A 26,400-nucleotide genomic window follows, 5' to 3' on the forward strand; every position below is an offset into this window, starting at 1 on the left:
ATGAACGAGGAACGAATCACGGAAGGCTCGTCGTGGATTGATCCACGGGGGCAGGTGATGAAGACGCCGGATGACGTGGCGGAGATGTTGCGCCTGAGGGCGTGTGGGTGGGGTCTGAAGCGGATTGCGCGGCAGCTGGGGTGCAGCCATCACACGGTGAGGGACTACGTGGCGGCGGGCGGGGTGAAGCCGTTCAAGTCGCTTGAGCGGGCGAAACGACTCCATGGCCTCGAGGGTTGGCTGCGCGAGAGGTTCATTCGGCATCGCGGCAATGCGGATGTAGTGCGCCAGGACCTGTTGGCCGAGCAAGGCGTGGCAGTCAGCCGGCGGACGCTGCAACGCGCCGTGCAGCCCTATCGCCAGGCGCTGAAGGCGGAGGCGCTGGCGACGACGCGGTTCGAGACGCCGCCCGGCCGACAGCTGCAGATCGACTTCGGGGAGCGTCTGGTCGAGATCGGCGGGGTGAAGATCAAAGCATTCGTGTTCGTGGCGACGCTTGGGCATTCGCGGCGGCTGCATGTGCGTGCGTTCCGGGCCGAGAAGCAAGAGCACTGGTTCGCCGGGCTCGAGAGCGCATTTACGACCTTCGGCGGCGTGCCGGAGGAAGTGCTGATGGACAATCCACGCGCGCTCGTGGTGCGCCACGACGCGGTGAGCCGGTCGGTTCAGTTTAACGACAAGCTCATCGCGTTCGCGAAGCATTGGGGCTTCCGTCCTCGCGCCTGCGCACCGTATCGGGCGCGCACGAAGGGCAAGACGGAGAATGGCGTCGGCTACGTGAAGAAGAACGCGATCGCGGGGCATTCCTTCGCGAGCTGGGACGCATTCGAGGCGCATCTCGCCGAGTGGGAGCGTGAGGTGGCGAACGTGCGTATCCACGGCACGACCGGCGAGGCGCCGATCGCTCGCTTTGCGCGTGACGAGGCACACCGGTTGAAGCCGCTCGGCGGGCAGCCGTCGTTCGGATCGTTGCGCGAACTGGCCCGTGTCGTCGGCAACGATTGCGCCGTCGAGATCGACACGAACAGCTACTCGGTGCCGTGGCGGCTGATCGGCGAGCGCGTGGCGGTGACAGTTGCGGCGGGCGAGGTGCGCATCCGCCATGGCATGCGCGAGGTTGCGGTCCACAAGCAATCGGAGGGTCGCCGGCTGCGGATCGTCGATTCCGCCCACCTCGACGGGGTTGCCGGTCGCGATGGCGCGGTCTGCCGACCGGCAAACGAACCGACAGTGCCGGGGTCGTCTCCACTGCCCTCGTTGTTGCGTCCTCTTGCCGAATACGAAGCAGCGATCGGAGGGAGCTTCTGATGGCGCGCACAAAGAAGGCTACCGAAGCACCAATCGATCGGCTCGAGGCCATGCTGGCGCGATTGCAGCTCTCCGGCATCCGCGACCAGCTCGACAACCTGCTCGACGAGGCGGCGCGCGCGAACCTGTCGGCGCGTGAGACGCTGATCCTGCTGTGCGAGCGCGAGATCGCGCGCAAGGATCATCGCCGCATCGAGATGGGGCTGAAACTCGCACACTTCCCGACCGTGAAGGAGCTTGCGGGCTTCGACTTCGAGGCGCAGCCATCGATCGATCCGAAGCAGATCCGCGACCTGGCCGCGTCACGTTGGATCGCCAACGGCGAGAACGTGCTGCTGCTCGGCCCGCCGGGCGTCGGTAAGACGCACTTATCGATCGCGCTCGGGCGAGAGGCGATCCTGGCCGGTTACACGGTGCAGTTCACCACGGCGACGACCCTGGTCGCTGGCCTGGCCAAGGCGCATGGCGAGCGACGCCTGGACGAGAAACTGCTCGCGCTGGCGAAGCCAAAGCTGCTGATCATCGATGAACTGGGCTACCTGCCGCTGGAGCCCGACGCGGCGCATCTGTTCTTCCAGTTGGTCAGCCGCCGCTACGAAACCGGCGCCATGCTGATCACGTCGAACCGCAGCGTTGCCGAATGGGGCACCGTGTTCGCCGATCCGGTGGTCGCCACTGCGATCCTCGACCGGCTCTTGCACCACAGCCACGTGCTGACCATCCGCGGCGACAGCTACCGGCTCCGCGCCAAGCGAAAGAGCGGCCTCATCAAGCCGCCCGCCGCTGACGGCCCTCCGGTCGGCTCCGCCTCCCTCCGTCCCGTCAGCGGCGGAGCCAACCCTGAACCGACATCATGAACCCGAGGGTGGGGGCAGTTCTTCATGACGCAAAGGGGGCAGTTCCGGATGGCGTTTGACACGCGGACGAGGAGAGCCGAAGCCGCCCCGGCCTTTCGAAAGTTCGGTTGCGATGCAAAGAAATCGAATGCCGTCCGGTGTCTCGGCGAGTTGCCGAATGATTTGGCTTGGGGCCTCGAATGCCTGGTGTGCATTCCAGAGCGGGCAGGCGGCTCCGTAGCGTGCGAATTGCAGTTTTGCCGCGCTGTGGCGTTTGGTGATGTTCCCGGCGCGGTCCAGTCGGGCGAAGAAAACGGGAACGCCCTTCGAGCCTTGCCGTTGAAGCGTCGACAGGCGATGAGCAACCTGCTCCAGGCTTGCGCCGAACCTGGTGGCGAGCAATTCGAGATCGTGCCGCAGCTCTCGAGCGGATTGCAGGAATCGTTGGTACGGTAGAACGAGGGCGCCCGCAAAATAGTTTCGCAATCCGGCGGCGCACACGTTTCGGGCATCGACTGATCGAAATGTCGCTTTATCTGCAATCTGACCAATCCGTTCTTCTTGTTCAAGAGCCGCGATTTGCAGGGCAATCTGGAAGGTCCGGGTTGGTGTCGGCAGATATTGGCTCAGAAAAAGCGTGCGCGATGCGCGATCGAATTGCCGCAATGAAGTCTCGTTCGGACCGCTCTGGCGAATCCGTACGCCATGTTTCGCTTCCAGGTAGCTGATCAGCGCGGTCGTCGCGTTGCTGTCGGGAATATTCAGCCGGTCGGCAAGAGCCTCGGCCGCGGTATCCAACTCATCGACGTAATTGTCGACCAGGTGAAAGAAATCGCGAACTTCCTCATAAGCCGTCGGTTCTCCCGCCAGGTTGGCGATCTGGCCATCCAGACTGGCGAGCTGCTCGCTGTTGCGCCGATATGCCTGATGCGCGTTCAGGAGCGCTTGAGCAAAACCGGGAGCGTTCTGAACCACCAGCTTCAACTCTTGTGTGCTGGGCGTGTAGGAAGCGAAGATCGGATCAGCCAACGACTCGGCCAGCATCGAAATGACTTTGTCGTTGTCGTTGAGCGACAAAGAGCTCAGGTCGACCTGAAATTTTTCGGCGAGCAGCACCAGTACGGAGGCTGAGACCGGCCGCTGATTGTTCTCGATCTGGTTCAGGTAACTGAGCGAGATTCCCAGCCGCTCCGCGAATGCCGCCTGGGTGAGCCTTGTGCTCTCCCTCACCTCGCGGAACCTGCGACCGATATAAAGCTTTCCTGCCATTTGCAACTTCGCAATTTACTGTTTGCAGATTTGTAACATGTGCAAATGTGCGTCTTCAAGCCTTCTCAGGCCTCGGATCGCTTGTGTATGGCGGGGTAAGACCTGCTCGCGGACCCACCGGGGGTGTTGTGTGATTTCCACAATTGAAGCTCTTGAAGAACGTCGCGTCGGTGCAAGGCTTGGCGGCGGCGAAAAGCGCATCGAGGCGCAGCACGCGCGCGGCAAGCTGACCGCCCGCGAGCGGATCGAACTGTTGCTGGACAAGGGCTCGTTCGAGGAATTCGACATGTTCGTCGAGCACCGCTCGATCGAGTTCGGCATGGAGAAGACCAGGATCCCCGGCGATGGCGTCGTCACCGGCTGGGGCACGGTCAACGGCCGCAAGACGTTTGTCTTCGCCAAGGACTTCACGGTGTTCGGCGGCTCGCTCTCCGAAACCCACGCGCTGAAGATCACGAAACTTCAGGACATGGCGATGAAGGCGAGGGCGCCGATCATCGGCCTCTATGACGCCGGCGGCGCGCGCATTCAGGAGGGCGTCGCGGCGCTCGCGGGCTATTCCTACGTGTTCCGCCGCAACGTGCAGGCTTCGGGCGTGATCCCGCAGATCTCGGTGATCATGGGCCCCTGTGCCGGCGGCGACGTCTATTCGCCCGCCATGACCGATTTCATCTTCATGGTGAAGAACACCAGCTACATGTTCGTCACCGGCCCCGACGTGGTGAAGACCGTCACCAATGAGGTGGTGACCGCCGAGGAGCTCGGCGGCGCTTCGGTGCACGCCACGCGCTCCTCGATCGCCGACGGCGCGTTCGAGAACGATGTCGACGCGCTGCTGCAGATGCGCCGTCTGATCGACTTCCTGCCCTCGAACAATACCGACGGCGTGCCGGAATGGCCGAGCTTCGACGATATCGGCCGGGTCGATATGTCCCTCGACACGCTGATCCCCGACAATCCGAACAAGCCCTACGACATGAAGGAGCTGATCCTGAAGGTCGTCGACGAGGGCGACTTCTTCGAGATCTCGGAGACTTTCGCCAGGAACATCGTCACCGGCTTCGGCCGCATCGCCGGCCGCACCGTGGGCTTCGTCGCCAACCAGCCGATGGTGCTGGCCGGCGTGCTCGACTCCGACGCCTCACGCAAGGCCGCGCGCTTTGTCCGCTTCTGCGATGCCTTCAACATCCCGATCGTCACCTTCGTCGACGTGCCGGGCTTCCTGCCGGGCACCGCGCAGGAATATGGCGGCCTGATCAAGCACGGCGCCAAGCTCTTGTTCGCCTATTCGCAATGCACGGTGCCGCTCGTCACCATCATCACCCGCAAGGCCTATGGCGGCGCCTTCGACGTCATGGCGTCGAAAGAGATCGGCGCCGACATGAACTACGCCTGGCCGACCGCGCAGATCGCCGTGATGGGTGCCAAGGGCGCGGTGGAGATCATCTTCCGCTCCGACATCGGCGACCCCGACAAGATCGCCGCGCGCACCAAGGAATACGAAGACCGCTTTCTGTCGCCCTTCATCGCCGCCGAGCGCGGCTATATCGACGATGTCATCATGCCACATTCGACGAGGCGCCGGATCGCGCGGGCGCTGGCGATGCTCAGGGACAAGAAGGTCGAGATCCCCGTGAAGAAACACGACAATCTGCCTCTGTGACCATGTTCAAGAAAATCCTGATCGCCAACCGCGGCGAGATCGCCTGCCGGGTCATCAAGACTGCGCGCCGTATGGGGATTGAGACGGTCGCCGTCTACTCCGAGGCCGACCGCGACGCGCTGCATGTCGAGATGGCCGACGAAGCCGTGCTGATCGGACCGCCCGCCGCGGCCGAGAGCTATCTTCTGATCGACAAGATCGTCGAGGCCTGCCGCAAGACAGGCGCGCAGGCGGTGCATCCCGGCTACGGCTTCCTGTCCGAGCGCGAGGCGTTTCCGCGTGCGCTGGAAGCCGCCGGCATCGTCTTCATCGGCCCGAACCCCGGCGCCATCGCCGCGATGGGCGACAAGATCGAATCCAAGAAGGCGGCTGCGAAGGCCAAGGTCTCGACCGTGCCCGGCCATCTCGGCGTCATCGAGGACGACAAGCACGCGGTCCAGATCGCGGAAGAAATCGGTTATCCCGTGATGATCAAGGCCTCCGCCGGCGGCGGCGGCAAGGGCATGCGCATCGCGCATTTGAAGGCCGAGGTCGCCGAAGGCTTCAACCTCGCCAAGGCCGAGGCGAAGTCGTCGTTCGGCGACGACCGCGTCTTCATCGAAAAATTCATCGTCGACCCGCGCCATATCGAGGTCCAGGTGCTCGGCGACAAGCATGGCAATGTGATCTATCTCGGCGAGCGCGAATGCTCGATCCAGCGCCGCAACCAGAAGGTCATTGAGGAGGCGCCGTCGCCGCTGCTCGACGAGATCACCCGCCGCAAGATGGGCGAGCAGGCGGTCGCGCTGGCCAAGGCTGTGAATTACGATTCGGCGGGCACCGTGGAATTCGTCGCCGGCCAGGACAAGAGCTTCTACTTCCTGGAGATGAACACCCGCCTGCAGGTCGAGCATCCCGTCACCGAGCTGATCACCGGTATAGATCTCGTCGAGCAGATGATCCGCGTCGCGGCGGGCGAGAAGCTCGCGATCGCGCAGAAGGACGTGACGCTGACCGGCTGGGCGATGGAATCCCGCGTCTATGCTGAGGATCCGTTCCGCAACTTCCTGCCCTCGATCGGACGGCTGGTGAAATACCGTCCGCCGGCGGAAGTCAGCCGTGACGGCATCACGATCCGCAACGATACCGGCGTGCAGGAGGGCGGCGAGATCTCGATCCATTACGATCCGATGATCGCCAAGCTCGTCACCCACGCCCCGTCGCGGGCCGCCGCGATCGAGGCGCAGGCGACCGCGCTCGACGGCTTCTATGTCGACGGCATCAGGCACAACATTCCGTTCCTGTCGGCGTTGATGAACCATCCGCGCTGGCGCGAAGGGCGGCTCTCGACCGGCTTCATCGCGGAGGAATTTCCCAAGGGATTTTCGGCGCGCGCGGCCGAGGGCGAGATCGCGCGGCGGCTCGCGGCAGTGGGCGCCGCCATCGATCACGTGCTCGGCGAGCGCAAGCGGCAGATTTCCGGCCAGATGGGCGGCCGCGTGGTGCTGCGCGAGCGCCGCCGCGCAGTGTGGCTCGATCGCGCCGAGATCGCGCTCGACGTCGCGCGTGAGGATGACGCCATCGCGGTGCGATTCATCGGCGCTGACGGGCTGCCCGGCAATCCGCACAATCTGGTGTCGAGCTGGGTGCCGGGCGAGCCGGTCTGGCAGGGCACCATCGACGGCAACTTCGTCGCCGTGCAGGTGCGGGCGATCAACAACGGCTTCCGCCTCGCGCATCAGGGCTTTGAGGTCCCGGCCTACGTCTTCACCGAGACCGAGGCGACCTCGGCGCAGCTGATGCCGGTGGTCTCGGCCGCCGACACCGGCAAGAAGTTGTTGTGTCCGATGCCTGGGCTCGTGGTGTCGATCGCGGTGACCGAGGGGCAGGAGATCAAGGCCGGCGAGACCCTGGCGGTGGTCGAAGCCATGAAGATGCAGAACGTGCTGCGCGCGGAGCGTGACGGCACGGTCAAGAAGATCCACGCCGCCGCCGGCGCCACGCTCGCGGTCGACGCGCTGATCCTGGAGTTCGCCTGACAATAGGGATCGCGATCTTCGCATTCTACCGTAAGGATATGTCGGCTAACCCAAGGCGGGAAAAGGGCGATCGCCCCCATATGCAACGGGCTGCGGGCGATCAAGGTTGACCGATTTTGCGCCCGCATCTGGCTTTCAGTTCCCACCACATCAAGGCGTGCGTAGTTCCACGGCACGATGAAGTGAGCATTCTGAAAGCCTTGTTCATGCGACATGCGACGGCTCAAGAATCGAGCTTGTTCGCAGATGCGCGAATGCGCCGGCAGGGTCCAATAAAGGAAAATTCGGTCATCGGATAATTCGCGAGTTGCGCAAGCGCTCACCAGCGGCGGGTTGACATGGATGATCAAAGGAGAGCGCCAGGAAAATCGCAGCCGGCGCAAGCGATGATACGCGCCCGAAGGCTCTGTCGGGAAGATGACGCAATGAATCGTCTCTCGTCGTCGCATGCGCTGAAAATTTAACAAGCCGGCCCCGATAGCCTGCAGCATAATATGCTGATGGGCGATGCGCGCGGTGAAAACTTCGAACATTAATGCCGACCGCGCGGCGCAAAGATCATCGGACAAGCGTGGCCGGAGGTCACGGATTGATGGTGCGCTCGGAATCGAAAGCAAGAGATGAAGCTCAAGCACATCTATCTTACCGCCCAGGAACCTGAAGCGTTAGCCGGCTTCTATGAAGCGCTTGGACTGACGATCCGTTTCGCCGACGGCGCCAAATGGATTCAATTCGCCGGAGAGAAGGCCGCCTTCTGCATCGCAGGCCCCGGAGAGTCGGCCTCCGAAGGGGCTCGGAACGCGGTCGTCGTATTTGAAGTGGATGATCTGGAGCTGATGCTCGATCGGGCCAGCGCCCTGGGAGCCGAGATTTTCGGCGAAATGCGGGACATGGGGGCGCATGGCCGTGTGGCTTGCTTGAAGGATCCGCAAAACAACACGATCCAGCTCTTTCAAGCGTCGAACAAGCAGGGCGGCTAGCCGACTCCGGACAACTCGGTTCGAGTATTTGCGGGAACCCATCACCATGAATTTCCGAGTGTCACCGATGCCAAACCAACCATCCCCGGTGTTCAGCAGCGCGGAATTCCGGAGCGCAATGCGCAACGTGCCCGGCGCGGTGTCTATCGTGACGACGGGCGTGCGACCGGGCAGGCACGGTTTGACGTTGACGGCCGGGTGCTCATTGTCAACCGAACCATCGAGCGTGCTCGTTTGCGTCAACAAGTCCGCCGGTGGCCACGACACAATAAAGCAGAGTGGATCATTCTGCTGGAACATTCTCACGGCGGATCACGCCGAGCTGGCAAAGAAGTTTGCCGGGCAGGACGGAAGCAAGGGCGACATACGCTTTGCTGACGGTTTGTGGCGTCAACTCACGACAGGTGCGCCGAGTCTCATCGAGGCAATTTGCAGCTTCGACTGTCGCGTGTCCGGTTCGTACGATGCCGGCAGCCATACGATCTTCGTCGGCGAAGTTGTTGCCCAAACAACCAACCTCGATCGCGAGCCGCTTGTCTACGTAAACGGCGAATTCACCGTACCGAAGCGTTAGAAGGTCCCGCGCATGGGCTGCCGAATGAGTGTCGCACTCAGTGAGAATAGCGCCCGGACGCCGACCGAGAATGCGAAGCAAAGGCTCAGGTCATAGCGTCCGGCGGCCAAGAGGATATCTGTCACAAACGCAGGAGAAATGCCAATGCGGGGGATCATGTTCGCTGACCAGATCAGGTGGGAATTCAACGCTGGGGTGGTCTCGATCCTATCCGAGCGCGGCCAGCTGCGGGTGGCAGCCTTACTGAGTGTTGCGGTGTCCAATACCCGGCATTCGCTCGCGCCGGCCAGTGCTTGCTGATGCTCTCGCTCTGGCTAAATGTTCTTGCGAGCGGCATTCTGCTCGGTCTCGTTTACGGCCTCGTTGCATTAGGCCTGACCATCATATTCGGCGTCATGCGCGTCGTAAATTTTGCGCACGGCGAGATGGTCGTGTTCGGTGTCTACATCGGCTATTGGACGGTTCGGCTGTGGAACGTCCCAATCATCGTGGCGGCAGCAATCGCCGCGGTCGTGATGTTCGTCTTCGGATATCTGTTAGAAGCGCTGATCGTGAAGCGGTTCGTGAACCGGCCGCATCACTATCAGTTCATTGTTTTCATCGGCCTGTCGTTGCTCTTTAGCGGAGCCCTGTTGGTCGCGTTCGGGCCGGATCCGCGTCCCACTGCTTCGCAGCTGTCGTTTCAGACCGTATCTCTCGGCCTTGTGACGCTCGACTTGGCGAGATTGCAGGCGGCAGCGACCGCCGGGCTGCTTATAGCTCTGCTTGGAGCGTATCTGAAGTTCTCCTCGTTCGGCCGCTCGCTGCGGGCGGCGGCGGACAATCGTTTGGGCGGCCTCATCGTTGGACTGAACATTCCACGAGTCTATGCCGTTACCTTTGGCATCGGGGCAGCTTGCGCAGGGGTCGCCGGCGCCCTGATATCTCCCCTGTTCGACGCTCAACCATATCTCGCCGTCGATTTCACTCTCCTTGCTTTCGTGACGGTCATCGTGGGCGGGCTCGGCAGCTTTGGCGGAGCACTCCTCGGAGGTCTGGTGATCGGCGTCGCCGAGGCAATCGCGGCGTTGATGTTCACGCCTTCGATGAAGACGGCGCTTCCTTACGCGCTCCTGATCATCATCCTGGTTTTCCGTCCGAGGGGGTTTTTTGGTGCAAAAGAAATTTGACCGTGGGCTGGAAAGGACACGGTGGCTTGCCGGAATAACGGTCTTCGCTGTCCTGGGATTGGTCGGGATGCTGGCAAACCCGTACGTCATCTCGCTGATGACGATCGTATTGTTGTTCACCTTCCTCGGACAGTCCTGGAACCTGATGCTTGGGATCGGCGGGCAGCTATCGATCGGTCACGCCCTCTTTGTCGGGCTGGGAGCCTATTCCGTCGGTGTCCTCTACGTAAAGTACGGCATTTCGCCTTGGGTCGGGCTCTTGACCGGAATGATCCTCGCCGGATCCGTTGGCGCGTCGATCGCCTGGTTGAGCTTTCGGTTCGAGGTTCGCGGTATCTATTTCGCGCTGCTCACGATTGCCGCCGCCGAGTTCGCCAGGATCATGTTCAGTGGCTGGGAGTTCGTGGGCGCAATGCAGGGATTGTTCTTTCCTGCGCCAACAGGCGGGATTGAGATCTCCATGCTTCGCGGCGATGCCCGCTTCTACTACTTCGTCGCGCTTGCACTGGCGGCGTTGGGAATAATCGGAACCGAATTTATTTCACGATCCTACCTCGGATACGTATGGCGGGCGATGCGCGACGACGAATCGGCCGCACGCGCACTCGGCGTCCGGACCTTCCAGCACAAGATTCTCGTGATCTCGATATCGGCCGCAACGGCTGCCGCGGGCGGTGGAGTTCTGGCGCTCGTTCAAGGGTCGATATTCCCGGACTCGATCATGGGGATGGGGCTATCGGTAGACGTCCTGATAGGGCCCGTGGTCGGGGGGCTGGGGACCACGTTCGGTCCGCTGGTCGGGTCGCTCGCCGCGATTCCGCTCAATCACTTGATGAGCGCGCTCGGCGACAGTCTTCGGATCCCGGGACTGAACAATATTACCTACGGTGTTGTCATGATCTCGGTCGTCTGGTTCCTGCCAGACGGCATCTGGCCGGCGATTGTGCGCCTTTGCAAAGCTATCCAGGCGCCACCCACGGCATGGCTGTGGCAGTCCCGAAAGGTCGAAGAATGACAACTCTGCTCGAGGTCGAGAACCTGTCCCGATCGTTCGGAGGCTTGGTCGCGGTGAAGGATGTAAGCTTCTCACTTCGAGCCGGGCGGATCACAGCGCTGATTGGACCGAATGGAGCGGGAAAGACGACATGCTTCAACCTGGTCGCTGGTGCCCTGAAGCCGACCAGCGGCCGGGTGCTGTTCGAAGGCCGCCAAATCGACAATTCGCCACCCGAGACTGTTTGCAGGATGGGCATCGCGCGAACATTTCAGATCGTGCGGCCGATGCGTGAGATGTCGGTGCTTGAGAATGCCATGATCGGAGCCTTCAGCTGGACCAGAAACGTAAGCGAGGCCAGATCGAAGGCGTACGAGTCTCTTGAAAGCGTTGGTCTGGCCGCCAAGGCCCACGCGAGGACGGATCAATTAACGCTACCGGACCGGAAAATGCTGGAAACGGCCAAGGCGCTGTCGACCCGGCCCAAATTGCTGTTGCTGGACGAGGTTATGGCGGGTCTGAGACCGACTGAAGCTGCGGGTATTGTAGGCGTACTGCAGAAGCTTGCCGAAGGTGGATTGACGATCCTCCTTGTCGAGCACGTGATGCGCATCGTGATGGAAGTGGCCTCGCGTGTGGTGGTGCTGCATCACGGCGCCAAGATCGCAGAGGGACCTCCCGGAGAGGTGGTTGCAGATCCGAAAGTCCTCGAGAGCTACCTGGGGGCAGGCTTCCATGCTTAGTGGTGCGCTTCTGACGATCGATGGACTTTGTGTCGCGTACGATGGATCCTGCGCATTGAACGGCGTCTCCCTGCAGATTCATAAAGGCGAATTGATCTGCGTCGTTGGCGCGAACGGCGCAGGGAAGACCTCACTCATCAGATCTATCTCGGGCATCGTTCGGTCGTCGAGCGGTGTCATCAAGATGAACGGTGTTGATATCACCGGGATGCCGCCGTGGGAGATCTGCGAGCGCGGCATTGCCCAGGTCGCGGAAGGTCGACAGATCTTCGGAAGTCTTTCTGTGGAAGAAAACCTGTTGCTCGGAGGGGCGCTGAAGCGCGCGAAGGCCGGGCAGTCCGAAACGCTCGATTTCGTTTATCAATTGTTTGAGAAGCTTCGTGAGCGCCGGGGGCAATTGGCCGGCACGCTATCGGGCGGCGAGCAGCAGATGCTGGCTATCGGCCGTGCAATCATGTCGAAGCCCGAGGTCGTCATGTTTGACGAGCCTTCCATCGGGTTGTCGCCCGCGCTGACGGACGTCATGTTTCGTGTGGTGAAGTCCCTGCACGAGCAGGGAGCCACGGTCTTGCTGGTAGAGCAGAATGTGGCGAAATCGCTTGCGTTGGCCAATCGCGGCTACGTTCTGGAGAACGGCTCAATCGTGCTCCACGGATCCAGCGACGAGTTGCTGGACAATCCCGAGATTCAGCGCGCTTATCTTGGATTGTAACGGTCCTCAATGGCGGGACTAGCCCGTCATCCGAAAAGGCGGCCGAGCGATCGCGGCAGAAGATGCCGCGAAATAGCCCGGGCACGACCATTTGTGTCGAGCAGCGGCGTCGGGGAAAGGGTGTACCGCAATCAATTCCATAAGGCCTCGCTTAGGCTGTTTTTATGGAAGCCGATGACGCCCTTCTGATCGAACGCGACTGCGATGTGGTCACCATGACCCTGAACAGGCCGCCGGCAAACGCATTGAATAACGCCCTTGTTGGCCAGCTGCTGGACACGTTTCGCGCATTGTCTCGCGAGGCGTCGCCGCCGGGCATTGTCCTGACCGGCCAGGGCGAGCGCTTCTTCAGCGCGGGCGGAGACATAAAGGAGGTCGGCGGCATCGAAATATCACGGCCTCGGATGAGGAGCTTCCATGCGCTTCTTTGCGAGATGGAGAGATACCCCGGGCCCTTCGTGTGTGCCGTGCGTGGATACGCCGTCGGCGGGGCCTTGGAGTTTCTTCTTCACGCCGACTACGTCGTAGCGAACCATGAATGCAAGGTCGGGTTCCCGGAAATCAACCACGGCCTGTTGCCTGCAGCCAAGGGAATCCGGAAGGCAGTTCAGAAGCTTGGGCTTCGTGAGGCACAGGCATTGCTCTACTGGGGCGACTTGGCCGACGCCCAAAGGGCACGCCAAATTGGGGCGATCAACGAGATCGCAAGCACCGCGGAAGTGATGGTGAGGGCCGGGGAGGTATGCAGGTATCTTCGTGGAAAGGAGCGCAAGCTGTTTGCGGCGATCAAGCGTTCGCTGAACCTGACGGGCCAAATGGACGATGCTGCGCTCGAGGCGGTGACGATCGAGGACCTTGCGGCCTATCTGGTAGACGATAGTTCGGCACAGGCGCGTTCGCGCTTCCTGTCGAAACAGCCAAGGAAAGCGTGAATGACCGCACCGGCATTGCCTGACGAGCTCCGTCTTGAACTGATGAGCTTCGAACAGGTATCGGTCGCCCTTGCTGCGGGGGTATCGACCGTCCTGATACCGTGCGGAGCTGTGGAGCAACATGGACCGCACCTTCCGCTCTGCATGGATGCGGATCATGCAGACGCCATCGCGGCGAGGCTGGCGCGGCATCTGGGACGCACCCTGATCGCGCCCACCATCAAGGTCGGCTGTTCAGCCCACCATCTGGTCTTCCCGGGGACGATCTCCATCCGCCCGGAGACGTTCGAATCGATCTGCCTGGATTATTGCACAAGCCTTGCGAGGCACGGCTTCAGGCGCATTCTGCTGTTCTCAGGCCACATCGGGAATTTTCCCGCGCTCCAGGACATGCTTCCCCGGCTGAGGAGCGCCGTTCCGGCAGACGTCGAGATCGACGCGTACTGCGATGCAGTCGCCTGGATCGAGGCATGGCGAAGCGCCGTCGAGCAAGCGGGTGGTGACCCGAATGCGGTTGGAGGACATGCCGATATCGCGGAGACCTCGCTCATGATGTTGCTCCGCCCCGACAACGTTCGGCTCGATCGGTTCGAGGTCGGGCATCTCGGCGCGCTATCCGAGGAGCAGCTTCAGGCAATGTGGAGAAACGGCATCAAGTCCGTCACCGCCAACGGCATCATCGGCAACCCGTTCGGCTCGACAGCCCGGATCGGCGAGCGATGTCTCGCGGCGATAGCAGATCTTCTGGCTGTCTCGTTTGGAAGCCAAAGCAACGTTGTCTGAATCTCTCGTGCTCCTCCGCAGATGAACGCCGAGAATGGTTGTCGAGCCACGCTCAGCGGCGTTGGCTGCGAAAGGGACAAGCATCGACTGCTCACAGCACAAAATTTGGAAAGTCATGTAACTGCGGGGCGCATTCGAACAAAAATGTTGCCGCGCCCATGAAATGCTTCGCCATCTGACACTCCATGAGGATCCAGAAGATGGCACTTACGTTCGGGTTTTGGTCGGAGCAAGAAACCCAGGTCGGGCAGAGCTATGCCCGCCGACTCCATGAACTCGTGGACGAGGTGCGTCTGGCGGAAAAGGTCGGATTCGACTGCGTCGCGCTTTCCGAGCAACACGTTGCACTCGGCGGTATCTCGAGCTCCGCGCCGGAGGTCGTCTACGGGTACCTTGCAGCCGTTACGTCGCGCGTGAAGCTGAGGTCAGCGGTGACGCTGATGCCCCAGAAGATCAATCATGCCTTGCGATCGGCGGAGCGATTGGCAGTCACCGACATCCTGTCGCATGGCCGCATGGAATTCTACGCCGGCCGGGCCAACACGACCATCGCCATGCGCGCCTTCAACGTTGATCCGGGCGAAACGCTCGCTCAGATGGAGGAAGGTATCGCGCTCCTGAAGAAATCGATGCGCGAAGATATCTTCACCTTCGAGGGCAAGTACTATCAGATCCCGCCGCGGATGCTGGTGCCGAAGCCGATACAGAAGCCGCATCCGGTGATCGGCATCGCTGCGACCAGCGAGCGGAGCCACAGCTGGGCCGGATCCGAAGGCCTCGCCGTCATGAGCAACTGCATCTACCAGGGATGGGAGGTCCAGGAAAAACTTCTAAACACTTACCGTCGCGGCTGGAAGCGTGACGAACAAGGTCCGCTCGATCGGCCGCGCATCGGCATTCCACTTTTCTTCGGCATCGGGTCAACCGATCAGAAAGCGAAGGACGATTACGCCGAGCCCCTCATGCGCTATGCGAGGATTTCAACGGACGCCTATCCCCGTCTCGCGAAGCTTGCCGACGACTATGCGTATATGAGCGAGAGCGTGCCAGCCATGGAGCGAGCGGGAAAGGACTGGGACTACTTGCTCAACCACTCCGCGACAACGGTCTGCGGAAGCCCGGACACTGTCATTCGTCAGATCGAGAAGTTCCAGGCGATGGGCGTAGACGAGGTGCTTCTCCATCTCGACTCCGTCAATCACGAGAAAATCATGGAAGCGATCGACATGTGTGGCCGGTATGTGATCCCCCACTTCAACGACAGAAAAAATGTCGTCCGGCCTACGGAAGATATTCTCGGACAGATCCGCGCCATGCGACCGCAAAAGTAAGCCAACCGGAACAAACGGAAGATAGCCATGTCGAAGCAGAACTATAAATATCTGATCGTCGAGAAGCGGCCGAGCGGTGTCGCCATTGTCACGATGAACCGGCCGGAGATCCTCAATGCGATCAATTGGGATATGCACAGCGAGCTCGAGCGCGTCTTCGTCGAGCTGGACGAGGACAAGGCGGTCCGCGCGATCGTTCTGACGGGGGCGGGACGGGGGTTCTGTTCGGGCGGCGATCAGAAAACGCTCGACAAGAGTCCAATCCCGTCGCCGACCCGGGGCGGACGCCATCTGATCCGGAACATGCTGGAAGTCGAGGCGCCCATCATCGCCGCGGTCAACGGCGTCGCGGTCGGTCTCGGGGCAACTCTCGCCTTGTTCTGCGATGTCATATTCGCGAGCCCGGCCGCGAGATTTGCCGACACGCATGTTACCGCAGGTGTGGTCGCGGGCGATGGCGGCGCGGTGATGTGGCCCCTGTTGATGGGACCCGTCCGTGCGAAGCACTACCTGATGACCGGTGACTTCATCTCCGCAGAAAAGGCCGCGTCCATCGGCATGATCAACGAGGTGATTTCGAACAGGGACGTCAAGGATGCTGCAATCGAGTACGCGGAGATGCTCGCGAGCGGCCCAAGAGAATCAATCATCTGGACCAAGTATTGCGTGAACAAGATTATCAAGCAGTACGCGCATCTGCTCCTTGACACCTCGACCGCCCTCGAGACGATCACCTTTGCCGCGCCCGAACGGCGCGATGCCGTTGCCGCCTTCGCTGAAAAGCGCAAGCGCTTCGCGGAGCGTTGAGGTGAGCGCCGAGGGTTTTGCGTCGGGCGCCCAACTCGCCGACGTGACCATTCCGCAGCTCCTGAGCCGGCGGAGGGTGGAGCTTTCTGACGAGATCGCTTTCAAGCAAAAACGTCGCGGTGAGTGGATCGCCACGACCTGGAAGCAGTATTCGGACGAGGTGGCCAAGTTGGCGGCCACTTTGCAAAAGGCTGGTTTCGAACGCGGCGATCGCGCGGCGATCATGGGGGATGTGTCCCAGGAATGGCTTCTTGCGGACATGGCGATCATTTGTGCCGGCGGCATCATGGTCGGCGTCTACTTCACCTCATCGGCGGAGGAGGTCGGCTATTATCTCGGCGACTCCGGAACGTCGTTCATGTTCGTCGGGAGTGAACTTCAGCTCGGTACCGTCCTTGCATCGGGCCATGCTGACCAGCTGAAAAAAATCATTGTGCTCGATCCCGCTTGGAAAAAGGCAGGCGGGCCGGCGAACGTCGTCTCTCTTCATGATTTCTGGAGCGAAACATCGGTTGACGCCGACATCTTGCTGCAGGAGCAGGTCGCGAAAGCAAAGGCGAGCGACCTGACCAGCATCGGGTACACGTCCGGAACGACGGGATTTCCGAAGGGAGCGATGCTGACCCATCTGTCGCTGCTCGCCGGCGCGCACAGCGTAACCCTGTTCACGTCGAAGTTGCGCTCCGATGTCCACCGTGTCGTCGTGCACCTGCCGATGTCACACACGGTGGCACGCGCACAGGCAACGACACTGCCTCTGCTCATCCGCCTGGTGCCGTATTTCGGCGAGAACAGCGCAGAGTTCGCTCAAACGGTCAAGGAAGTGAAGCCGACCTACTTCATGGCTCCGCCGCGGTTCTTCCAGCGGTATGCTACCCAGATCCTCAGCAAGGTTCACTCCGGGTCCGAGAAGCAGAAGCAGGACTATCAGCTCGCGATGACCATCGCCCGCAAGGCCCTTGATGATCGTCAGGCCGGAGGCGTGCCGGAACCGTTCATTTCCGGCCTCTTTGCCGTGTGCCAGCAACAGGTTTTCCGTCCGCTGCTTTGTGAGGTCGGGTTCGAGGAACTCACGGTTACATACACCTCGTCCGCGGCGATGCCTCCCGAGCTGATGTCGCTGTGGCAGCTATGGGGATTGCAGCTGAAGGAATGTTACGGACAGACAGAGCTGGTTGGCGCCAACCTAGTGCAGATGGCGGAATGGCCGGAAGCCGGCACCGTGGGCGTACCTCTGCGGGATCCGGCTTGGGAGACCGCTGTTCTCGAAGACGGGGAAATGATTGTCAGGGGACCCGGACTCTTTGTCGGTTACTGGAATAAGCCGGAAGAGACCAAATCCGCTCTGCGCGATGGCTGGCTCTACACCGGGGACATCGTGGATGTCGATTCGACCGGCCTCTTCAGGCTGGTCGATCGAAAAAAGGAGATCATCAACACTTCCAATGGAAAATCCATCAGCCCGACGCAGATCGAAAACGAGCTCAGGCGCAGCCCGTTTATCTCTGAGGCGGCTGTGCTTGGTGAAGGAAAGAAGTACCTCACCGCGCTGATCGAGGTGAACGCGACCGCGACGATGGATTGGGCCAGATCGCACGGTCTTCGGATCGATCGGTACTCGGAACTGGCGAACTCCGAAATCGTGGTGCGGATGATCGAAGCAGAGATCGGCAAGGCGAATGGCAGGCTCGCCAGGGCCGAGCAGATCAAGGCGTTCCGGATATTGCCGGAAGAGCTTTCTCCCGAGAACGGCACGATGACGCCGACTCGGAAGAAGCGTCGGAAGCAGATCATGGAGAGGTATCGATCACTAATCGATACGCTTTATGACGAGAGCGAAGAAAACCTCGTCAAGGCAGAAATCAGACCCTGAGCCAAATCACGCGGGCGGCGGATCTCGTGAAGCGCCGGGGCGCGAGTACACGTCCCTGGCGCGATAGCGCCTGACTGTTCAGTGAGCGCTATCAGACCGCATCATTATTCTTGCAGCCAACCAAAGGGGGAACTACATGAGAAAGCACAGCGAAAGCGGTTTGACCCGCCGGTCCTTGATCGGTAGCGGAATTGGCGCCGCCGTCGGGTTCGCATCGTGGCGGTCAAGAGCGGCCACCCCGGCCAAGGTCCGCGTCGGCGCAATCAATCCGAGCAGTGGCGTCCTGGCGTTTCCGGGGCAGGCTTGCGTACGCGGCATCGATGTGGGTGCGAAGTTCGCAAAGGAGAAGTTCGGTATAGAGCTGCAAATCATCCATGCGGACACGCAAAGCCGGCCGGAAAACGGACGGATTGCCGCCGAGAACCTGATCAGGCAGGGGTGCACGGTACTTATCGGCGCGTGGGATTCCGGAGCAACCATCTCCGCGCTTCAGGCCGCAGAAGCCGCAAAAGTGCCGATGGTCGTTCACATCGCGAGCGCGACCCAGGTGACCTCTCAAGGATTCACCGAGGTGTTCAGGTATTACCCGACGTCCCTGACAATCGTCAGGAAGTCCCTCATGGAGCTGAAGTCCATCCTGTCCTCGATCAAGGACGCTCCAACAAGCGCCGTCGTCATGCACCTCAACAATACGATGGGACAGTCGACCGCGGCGAGCATCGATCAGGCCTGGAAGGAGGTCGAAGTGCCTCTCAGGATTGCCGAGTATATTCCATACGATGAAAGAGCCAAGGATCTCTCGGTCGAGGTTGCAAAAGCCAAAGCGTCAGGCGCGGACGCGTTGGTCTCCGTCACGCGTGTCAACGATGCCATCATGATCATTCGGGAATGCACCAAGCAGGGGTGGAATCCCAAAATGATCTTCTCACCCAACTCGAATGGCGCGCAGGACAAGGCGTACTATGACGCGTTGGGCAAGTACGGTGACGGCGCGATACTCTCGACCCTGTGGTACAATCCGAAGGCGCCCGACGCCGCGGCGATCTTGAAGCGATTTGCGTCCGATTATCCAAATGACTGGGTCGACGGGAATTCAGGGTGTGCCTTCGAAGCTGTTCAGATTGTTGCGGACGCCGTAAGCCGCGCCGGTTCTTCCGAGTCCGCTGCGATCCACGCCGCGCTTAAAGGAACGGACATGACGCCTATCCTGATGTCCAGCGGCAAGATCAAGTTCGACGCCAATGGCCAGAATATGGGCAGCGACGTGACCATCCTTCAAGGGCAGAACGGGAAGCCTCGCGTGGTGGCGCCGCAGTCGGTCGCCGAAGCTGCGCTCCAATACCCTCTCGTCCCATTCAACTCGCGATAGGAGACGCCGCGAACTGCGGCCCCAGCGGGCGATGTTGGGGCCAGGGTTCCCGGGCGAAGGTCTTCAAGCCAAGGGCTCACGGCCTACGAAACTGGATCGCTCGGCAAGAAAGCGGCGCGGGCTCTTGCCCATTGCCTTCTTGAACATGGTTATGAAGGCGCTGGGGGTCTCATAGCCCAGATCGAGCGAGACGGCCTGAACGGAAGATCCCGCAGACAGCCTCTGCAGCGCGACGAGGATGTGAAGGCGCTGTCGCCAGCGTCCGAACGTCATCCCGGTTTCCTTCAGCACCAGGCGGGCGAAGGTCCGGACACTCATCGCATATCTGGTCGCTAGTTCGTCGATCGTGCTGCGATCGCCGGGGTCATTGAGCAGCGATGCCGCGAGATGCTGAAGTCGGCTGTCGGTGGAGATGGGCAAGTACATCTGTTCGGTGGACATCTGCACCAATTCGTCAAGCAGCACGCGTCCGAGCCGGCTGGTCGGCCCGTCGACCGGATACAGGGGAGGAAAAACGGAGAGCCGATGGATCAGTTCACGGACGAGCGATGATATCGTGAATGTGCAGCATGTGCTCGGAAGCGTACTCGCCTGCGGATCGATGAAGACGACGTAGACCTTGCCATTGTTCGAGACGCAATTGCTGTGCATGACGCCGGCCGGTATCCACACGGCACCCTGTGGCGGAACGATCCATAGTCCGCCGGGGGCACGACACATCACCGATCCATGTGAAGCGACAACGAGTTGCCCTTTCTTGTGTGAGTGGAGCGGAAGCTCGTCGTTGTCTTCACCGGTTTCGATGCAGAATGAGGTGATCGGCCGATCGAACTGATCCGGATCAATCGGATCGTAGTTGATCCGAAGCTCGGGCAAATTCATTCTAGCAAAGCCAGGATCCATTTCGGACGTGGATAACATGCTCATCGAATTCGCTCGTTATTGGCTACGGCTCCCGCAATTCAGGAGGCGGAGATAAGGGCGCGGCTGGAGTCCGGGTGACGATAGCGCTCCGGGAAATGCTCGTCACCGAAAAGTAATGCGAGAACGCGAGAATCCGGTCCTGCGGGTTAGCCTCGTCCCTTCCCGGAACGAGAATCTTGGTGACTGTCACGGCTGCTCATCGCCGGGCTCCGCGATGGGGAAAGCAGCCGGAAGGCTCAACGAGGAAGCTGCTGCGACAAGACGCGTCTTGGGGTGTGACCGGGCACCGCCCCGACGGTAGAAAATGCCGCGTTCCCGCGTCAATCGGCTCCGCCGATCGCGCCTTCACGGCTGTCCGCAAGGGTTTTCGCCAGAAAATGCCGCGAGCCCCAATGCTACCAAGGAGCATTGCGCAGAAAGTCGGCACGTACGTGTTGCTGATTGGAAGGCGAAAGCCAGGCCGCGCAGGCTGTGAGGTCGAGAGACGGAAGGCCGCGCCGTGCGATCGTTCGGGGGCAATTGAATATGGCGGAGGATAATCGAACTGTCTTCTGCATATCCTTGAGCGCTCAGGAACTGGAGTTCGCGGCAGCGTGCCGAGACTTTGTTCTGCAGAAGAAACCAGAGCTCAGATCGTCCATCATTGTAGCGAACAATATGCTTTCGATCGCCAACCAGCCACATGTCCGGCAGGCATTCATGGAATTGGGCCTGGCTAGATTGGTCCGCGTTCTGCGGCTCGCGATCCTGGGTAAAGCGATTGCGATCAGGAGAGCACCCAGATTGCTGTTTGATCTCGCGCGCTTCAGGACAAAAATCGTCCGCGCTCTGCGCAGGCGCGCGGGATAGCCGCTCAGGGAACGGCGTCGATCGATCATGCGATGAAGCCGGCATTCGAAAGATGGCCGGTGATGGGATCAATCGATTGTTGTGATCGGGTCGTCGTCGGCTATCGACCGACTGGCCTCCGGTTCATGCAGCATGGCGCGGACCGATGTGGCTCATCCCGGCCTTGTCACGCGAAAATGCCGGAAATTAGTGCAAGTCCATCTTCTTCAGCACAAAATGCCGGGCGGTATACCGGATAGTTCTGTCGCTGAGATCGTTCGTTGAGCTGTCTTCGATCGAGATCCGCGTTCGGCGTTTGCGAAGGATCCACATCCTTCGCTTCCTCCCTGGACTTGGCCCGGCTCGTGCCGGGCCATTTTTTTGCTTGGCGGGACCTGAAGCGTTTACGGGATCAGCTTGTCGGCCGGCTCAGCGCTGTGGGGCTCAGCGGCGTATGATTTTCTTGAGGATCTCGGTCAGGGTCCGAAATTCTTCCCTCGTCAAGGGGGCGAATGTCTCGCCGGAAATCTCGCCAATGGTCTCGATCGCAGCGTCCGCCGTCCGCCTCCCTTTGTCCGTTAGTTCGATCTGCCGTCGTCGTGGATCCAAAGGATCCTTGGAGCTCTTGATCAGCCCGCGCGATTTGAGGCGATTGATGACGCCGGTGATCGTTGCTGAATCATAGTGGATCAGTCGTCCCAAGTGATTTTGAGAACATGATCCGACTTCCCTCAGTTTCGCCAGCGTCGAGAATTGGGGTGGGGTCAGTTCTTCGATCATTTTCGCGACAAAGATCGATGTGTGGGTCCGGAGCGCGACGCGCAACAGGAATCCTGGTGCATCGTCCAACCTGTAAGGCTGTGCGGCCTCTTTCGGCTTCTCCGTCGGAGCCGTCTTGGTTTTCGGTTGCACGATTTTCGTCCTCTTGCGGCACTTGGCCGTGGCTCGGCTTGAACAAAGCTGGATGGCTCGGCCTCGGAAGTTCCGAGTTGGTCATTTGTCTACATTCGTTGCCGCCAAGAATCCATGCCGTCTGACCGCGAGCCTGATCCGTCCGGTGCGACAGAAGAGATCACTCGCATGCGAGTGTAGCACTTGTATACGAGTGATAAGTGGGATAGGCGTTGAGAATTGCCGCCTGGGAGGAGCCGCGCAGGCTTTCTGACCATCGGCGGCGACCTCGCACCCCGGATCCGAGCATGTCGGTGAATGACAGCATGAGTGCCGTACGACCCGACCTCATCGAGAAGGTAACGGGGCGGGCTGAATACGTTACCGACCTCGTGATCCCGGGGATGTTGCACGGCTTTGTGGTTCGTTCGCCGGCTACTCACGCGCGCATCTCGTCGATTGACGCGAGCGTCGCCAGGTCCATACCCGGCGTCGTCGACGTGCTCATCGGAGCGGATGTCGTCTCGTTCGGTTGCTGGGGTGTCGTGCTCAAGGACCGGCCGATCATGGCAATCGACCGAGTCCGGTATGTGGGCGAGCCGGTCGCCGTGGTGATCGCTGAGACCATCGAGATCGCCGAAGCTGCCGCGGAGCTCGTCGAGATCGCGTACGACGAACTCCCTCATGCGACGACCATCCGTGAAGCGATGATGGCGGATGCGCCGCTCATCCATGAGCGTCACGAAAACCTCGAAGACTTCTACTTCAAGGGCGGCGCCAGGCCGACACCGGGCAGCAACATCTTCCACACTTACAGGAACAAAGTTGGAGATGTTGACGCTGCGGAGGCGGTCGCGGCGTACATTCACGAAGACCACTTCACGTTTCCGGCGATCTCGCATTTCGCGATGGAGCCGCACACGGTCATCGCCGACTTCCAGGGAGACTCCCTGACGGTCTGGGCAGGTGCGCAGACGCCGACCGCGGTTCAGAAGGTCCTGTCCAGGCTGTTTGGCCTGGCGTTGGCCAAAGTCCGCGTGATCGTCCCATTCGTTGGCGGGGGATTCGGCGGCAAGGCATCCGTCAAGATCGAACCATTGGTCGCCGCCGCATCCTGGAAGGTGCGGCGCCCAGTTCGCGTCGCTCAATCCATGGCGGAATCGATGCTCACCTGCCGAAGGCTCGGCGCTGACATCACGATTCGAACCGCGGTCGATGCCGACGGACGGATCCTCGCGAAGAGTGCCAGGCTTCTGCTCGACGGCGGAGCGTATTCAGATACGGGCTCAGCAGTCGCTACGAAATCGGCAAATCGCATCATGGGGCCATATGTGGCGCCGAATCTGCGCCTCGAGGCATGTGCGGTCTACACGAACACCCTCCCGGGCGCGGCATTTCGCTCAATCGGTGGCCCGCAAGCCGTATGGGCCAAGGAATCGCACATGGATAATGTGGCTGCGGCAATCGGAATGGATCCGACAGAGTTCCGCTTGCTCAACTTGGTCCCGCGCGGTGAGCGCATCCGCCCCGATCTGCGCGCGCTCGACATGGACATGAGCGAGCTGATTGGCCGGGTGGCGCAATCGTTCGCATCGGAGACGAAGGCGTCCAATCGTCAGGCACGCGGATTGGCCGTTGCCGCAACCGATCCGGCGAACACGCCGATCAGCAACGCCATCGTACGTCTCAAGATCGATGGATCGGTCCTCGTTTCGGTTTCGAGTATCGAAGTCGGCCAGGGTGCGCACGCGACCATGGCCCAAATCGCCGCGCAAACCTTGAAGCAGCCGGTTTCTGCGATCACCGTCCTGCGCTCCGATACGGCGGTCGCCCCATATGATTGGGGTACCGGCGCGAGCCGCTCGACCGTCGTCGTTGGCCTCTCCGTCGAGAGCGCCGCTCTCGACGCGGCCGATCAGATTCTCGAAATGGTTGCCGAGGTCTGGGAGCTTCCCCGCGACAGCCTGTCACTCGTCGAGGGGGGCGTTGCGACCGGTTCAGAAGTTCTCGCTTTCCATCAGATATTTCACCGCAGCCTGGGTGTCGATTCGGGAGAAGTCGTCGGCCGCGGCGCCATAACGCCGCGTTCGAGGAAGGGCTCCCTGGCCGAGTCACCTTTGTTCTGGGAGACATCCGCGGGTCTCGCAGAGATCGTCGTCGATGAAGAAACCGGCGAGATCCATGTTCCTCGGTACGCCAGCGCCGCCGACGTCGGTCGTGTGATCAATCGCGTCGCTGCGGAAGGTCAGGACGAGGGCGCTGCTGTCATGGGGCTCGGTCACGCGCTCTACGAGGCCCTCGAGTTCCAGGACGGGCAGCCCGTCAACGCGACGCCGATCGATTATTCGATACCACGGATCTCCGACGTGCCGCCCTCGTTCGACACGATACTTGTCGAAAACGGCGACGGGCCGGGGCCTGGCGGCGCCAAGGGAATGGGCGAGGGAGCGATCCTGCCGGTCGCACCGGCGATCGCCAACGCGCTGTTCGCCGCCTACGGCATCCGAATCACCGATCTGCCAATGACACCCGAAAAAGTGTGGCGCGCGCTACAGAAGAGGAGCTGAATTCATGGAATTCAACATGTCGATGGCGGTGCCAGCGACGCCGGCGCAGCTTTGGAGCACGCTGCTCGACGTTCCGCGCATATCAAGTTGCATCCCCGGGTGCGAAAGCGTCGAGGAAATCCAGCGGCTTGCGACCTACAAGGCGACCGTCAAGCAGAAGATCGGTCCATTCAAGCTCGAAGTGCCGGCTGACATCATCGTTGAATCGATCACCGAGCCGTCTCACGTGCGCACCCGCGCTACGGGCCGTGACAAGATCACAGGAACGCGGCTGGCGGTTGTCCTCGACGTGACCGTCACGCAGGAAGGGTCTGGTTCCACATTTGCCGTGGACGCGAAAGTCGACGTGCAGGGCCGCCTTGCGACCATGGGATTCGGCATCATCAAGCGCCGGGTCGATCAGAACTTCGAAGAGTTCGAGAAGCGGCTCAAAGAAATGCTGGGCGCGGCCTGATCATGCTGCCGTCACCCTTCCAATTCGAGCGGCCTTCGACGATCGCCGACGCCGTGCGTGCCGTCGGAGATTCTGGCGACGGCATGTTCTACGCCGGCGGGACCGAGTTGCTGCTCGCGATGAAAATGCGCGTCATCCGTGCGGACCGCCTCATCGACATCAAGGGCATCCCTGGGCTCGATTGCATCGCCGTCAACGACATGAACGAGATCGAGATCGGCGCGCGCTGCACGCACAAGAAGATCGCCGGCGATTCCGTCATCCGCGAGCACGTGCCGGCGCTCGCATCGCTCTGCGCCGAGGTGGCAAACATCAGGGTCCGGAACGTTGGAACAATCGGCGGCAATCTCTGCTTCGGAGAGCCTCACGCCGATCCGCCGACGATGCTCGCCGCCCTCAAAGCACGGCTGGTGCTCGAGGGATCCAAGGGCACGCGTGAAATTCACGCCGAGGATTTCATCCGAAGCGAAATGGAAACTGTGCGCGAACCTGACGAGCTGCTGAGAGTCATCGTGTTCCCGCGGCCCGCGGGACCGGTAACCTATCGCCGGTTCAAGCATGGTGAGAGGCCCTCAGTGAACGTCGCGATGGCCTGGTCACTGAACGCCGGCGGGAGCACGATCAGGAGCGCCCGTGTACGGGTCGGCGCGCTTGGTTCGCGGCCACAGCCTCTGACGGCCGTCGAAGATGCCCTCCGAAACGTAGCGGTAGCAGAGGCCCGTCGGGCGATTGAGACAGCTCTTCCCGCGGCGCTGGATCAGCTTGAAGTCAACGCGGATCGGCATGGCGGGGCCGATTACAAGCGTCACCTTGCAGGCGTGCTTCTTCTGCGTAACGCCGATGAGGCGATCATCGCCGGCGGGAGCTGGCTGAAATGACACAGGTATTGGCCATCTCGTTCTCGTTGAACGGCAAGACGATCGCCGTCGACATCCCGGCCTATGTGCTCTTGATCGATCTTATCCGAGATCGTTTGGGCCTGAAGGGAACGAAACGTTCCTGCGACATGGAAGTATGCGGCGCTTGCACGGTCCTTCTCGACGGTGAGCCGGTCTCGAGCTGCACAACGCTCGCCGTCGATGTGGATCGGCGCGAGGTTACCACAATCGAGGGTGTGACGCCGCCAGACGGACTATCCCGGATCCAGGAGGCGTTCGTGCTTCATGGCGGTCTGCAGTGCGGCTTCTGCACGCCCGGGTTCATCATGGCGGTCACGGCGCTCTTGAAGACCACGCCACACCCGACAGACGCGGAAATCCGGCACTACCTGCACGGCAATCTTTGCCGCTGCACCGGTTACACCAAGATTTTCGAAGCCGTGAAGAGCCTCGCGATCCAGCAGGCCTCGCAGGATGGCGTTTGAATCCGCGCGAGA

At 61.0% G+C, this 26,400-nt stretch carries 23 protein-coding genes; 20 read left to right on the plus strand and 3 right to left on the minus strand.

Annotation, left to right across the window (positions count from 1 at the left end):
* A complete protein-coding gene (gene istA / locus JEY66_RS04655; protein WP_050999401.1) occupies window positions 1-1,308 on the plus strand; it encodes an IS21 family transposase in 1,308 nt (435 codons plus the stop codon).
* Entirely contained in the window at window positions 1,308-2,165 is an 858-nt protein-coding gene (gene istB, locus JEY66_RS04660; protein WP_018269000.1) for an IS21-like element helper ATPase IstB, read from the plus strand. Before istA ends, istB begins: the two co-directional genes overlap by 1 nt.
* Here istB and JEY66_RS04665 read toward each other — a convergent pair.
* On the minus strand, window positions 2,160-3,413 hold the full coding sequence (locus tag JEY66_RS04665; RefSeq protein ID WP_018268999.1) for a helix-turn-helix domain-containing protein: 1,254 nt from the start codon (window positions 3,411-3,413) through the stop codon (window positions 2,160-2,162). The two genes, istB and JEY66_RS04665, sit on opposite strands and share 6 nt — an antisense overlap.
* Before the next feature lie 133 nt (window positions 3,414-3,546).
* Here JEY66_RS04665 and JEY66_RS04670 point away from each other — a divergent pair, with 133 nt between their 5' ends.
* The 14 genes from JEY66_RS04670 (at window position 3,547) to JEY66_RS04735 (ending at window position 19,361) form a co-directional block, all read left to right on the plus strand.
* The gene (locus JEY66_RS04670) at window positions 3,547-5,076 is read left to right on the plus strand and encodes an acyl-CoA carboxylase subunit beta (RefSeq protein ID WP_370146039.1); all 1,530 of its coding nucleotides are present in this window, start codon (window positions 3,547-3,549) and stop codon (window positions 5,074-5,076) included.
* 2 nt (window positions 5,077-5,078) lie between these two features.
* Window positions 5,079-7,094 (plus strand): acetyl-CoA carboxylase biotin carboxylase subunit, encoded by a 2,016-nt coding sequence (locus JEY66_RS04675; RefSeq protein ID WP_026191903.1) that lies wholly within the window; start codon window positions 5,079-5,081, stop codon window positions 7,092-7,094.
* 620 nt (window positions 7,095-7,714) lie between these two features.
* Entirely contained in the window at window positions 7,715-8,074 is a 360-nt protein-coding gene (locus JEY66_RS04680) for a VOC family protein (RefSeq protein WP_016840477.1), read from the plus strand.
* Window positions 8,075-8,192: 118 nt separating this feature from the next.
* Window positions 8,193-8,648, plus strand: a complete 456-nt coding sequence (locus JEY66_RS04685; RefSeq protein WP_229197888.1) for a flavin reductase family protein — start codon at window positions 8,193-8,195, stop codon at window positions 8,646-8,648.
* A 299-nt stretch (window positions 8,649-8,947) separates the two neighbouring features.
* A complete protein-coding gene (locus JEY66_RS04690) occupies window positions 8,948-9,817 on the plus strand; it encodes a branched-chain amino acid ABC transporter permease (RefSeq protein ID WP_016840481.1) in 870 nt (289 codons plus the stop codon).
* 67 nt (window positions 9,818-9,884) lie between these two features.
* Window positions 9,885-10,832: a branched-chain amino acid ABC transporter permease gene (locus tag JEY66_RS04695; protein WP_016840482.1), complete on the plus strand. Its 948-nt coding sequence runs from the start codon at window positions 9,885-9,887 to the stop codon at window positions 10,830-10,832.
* A complete protein-coding gene (locus JEY66_RS04700; protein WP_018268995.1) occupies window positions 10,829-11,554 on the plus strand; it encodes an ABC transporter ATP-binding protein in 726 nt (241 codons plus the stop codon). Before JEY66_RS04695 ends, JEY66_RS04700 begins: the two co-directional genes overlap by 4 nt.
* A 55-nt stretch (window positions 11,555-11,609) precedes the next feature.
* Window positions 11,610-12,266, plus strand: a complete 657-nt coding sequence (locus tag JEY66_RS04705) for an ABC transporter ATP-binding protein (RefSeq protein WP_240536804.1) — start codon at window positions 11,610-11,612, stop codon at window positions 12,264-12,266.
* Between the two features lie 164 nt (window positions 12,267-12,430).
* Window positions 12,431-13,198: an enoyl-CoA hydratase/isomerase family protein gene (locus JEY66_RS04710; protein ID WP_016840487.1), complete on the plus strand. Its 768-nt coding sequence runs from the start codon at window positions 12,431-12,433 to the stop codon at window positions 13,196-13,198.
* Entirely contained in the window at window positions 13,199-13,981 is a 783-nt protein-coding gene (locus tag JEY66_RS04715) for a creatininase family protein (RefSeq protein ID WP_026191901.1), read from the plus strand.
* 200 nt (window positions 13,982-14,181) lie between these two features.
* A complete protein-coding gene (locus tag JEY66_RS04720; RefSeq protein WP_026191900.1) occupies window positions 14,182-15,312 on the plus strand; it encodes an LLM class flavin-dependent oxidoreductase in 1,131 nt (376 codons plus the stop codon).
* A 93-nt stretch (window positions 15,313-15,405) separates the two neighbouring features.
* Entirely contained in the window at window positions 15,406-16,119 is a 714-nt protein-coding gene (locus tag JEY66_RS04725; RefSeq protein WP_244620905.1) for an enoyl-CoA hydratase/isomerase family protein, read from the plus strand.
* Window position 16,120: 1 nt separating this feature from the next.
* Window positions 16,121-17,992, plus strand: coding sequence for an AMP-dependent synthetase/ligase (locus tag JEY66_RS04730; protein ID WP_016840491.1), 1,872 nt, complete (start codon window positions 16,121-16,123; stop codon window positions 17,990-17,992).
* A gap of 136 nt (window positions 17,993-18,128) precedes the next feature.
* The gene (locus tag JEY66_RS04735; RefSeq protein ID WP_018268989.1) at window positions 18,129-19,361 is read left to right on the plus strand and encodes an ABC transporter substrate-binding protein; all 1,233 of its coding nucleotides are present in this window, start codon (window positions 18,129-18,131) and stop codon (window positions 19,359-19,361) included.
* A gap of 63 nt (window positions 19,362-19,424) precedes the next feature.
* On the opposite strand, the gene JEY66_RS04740 is transcribed toward JEY66_RS04735, so the two are convergent.
* Window positions 19,425-20,288, minus strand: a complete 864-nt coding sequence (locus JEY66_RS04740) for an AraC family transcriptional regulator (RefSeq protein ID WP_240536805.1) — start codon at window positions 20,286-20,288, stop codon at window positions 19,425-19,427.
* A gap of 1,269 nt (window positions 20,289-21,557) precedes the next feature.
* A complete protein-coding gene (locus tag JEY66_RS04745) occupies window positions 21,558-22,025 on the minus strand; it encodes a MarR family winged helix-turn-helix transcriptional regulator (protein WP_050994044.1) in 468 nt (155 codons plus the stop codon).
* A 287-nt stretch (window positions 22,026-22,312) separates the two neighbouring features.
* Between JEY66_RS04745 and JEY66_RS04750 the strand changes: the two genes are divergently transcribed.
* The 4 genes from JEY66_RS04750 to JEY66_RS04765 are packed head-to-tail and all read left to right on the plus strand — an operon-like array spanning window position 22,313 to window position 26,388.
* Window positions 22,313-24,571, plus strand: a complete 2,259-nt coding sequence (locus tag JEY66_RS04750) for a xanthine dehydrogenase family protein molybdopterin-binding subunit (RefSeq protein WP_075968542.1) — start codon at window positions 22,313-22,315, stop codon at window positions 24,569-24,571.
* Window positions 24,572-24,575: 4 nt separating this feature from the next.
* Entirely contained in the window at window positions 24,576-25,025 is a 450-nt protein-coding gene (locus tag JEY66_RS04755; protein WP_016840497.1) for an SRPBCC family protein, read from the plus strand.
* Window positions 25,026-25,027: 2 nt separating this feature from the next.
* Entirely contained in the window at window positions 25,028-25,903 is an 876-nt protein-coding gene (locus JEY66_RS04760; RefSeq protein ID WP_016840498.1) for an FAD binding domain-containing protein, read from the plus strand.
* The gene (locus tag JEY66_RS04765; protein ID WP_018268988.1) at window positions 25,900-26,388 is read left to right on the plus strand and encodes a (2Fe-2S)-binding protein; all 489 of its coding nucleotides are present in this window, start codon (window positions 25,900-25,902) and stop codon (window positions 26,386-26,388) included. Before JEY66_RS04760 ends, JEY66_RS04765 begins: the two co-directional genes overlap by 4 nt.
* The last annotated feature ends 12 nt before the right edge of the window (window positions 26,389-26,400 follow it).

The sequence above is a fragment of the Bradyrhizobium elkanii USDA 76 genome, from assembly GCF_023278185.1.
Lineage (GTDB): Bacteria > Pseudomonadota > Alphaproteobacteria > Rhizobiales > Xanthobacteraceae > Bradyrhizobium > Bradyrhizobium elkanii.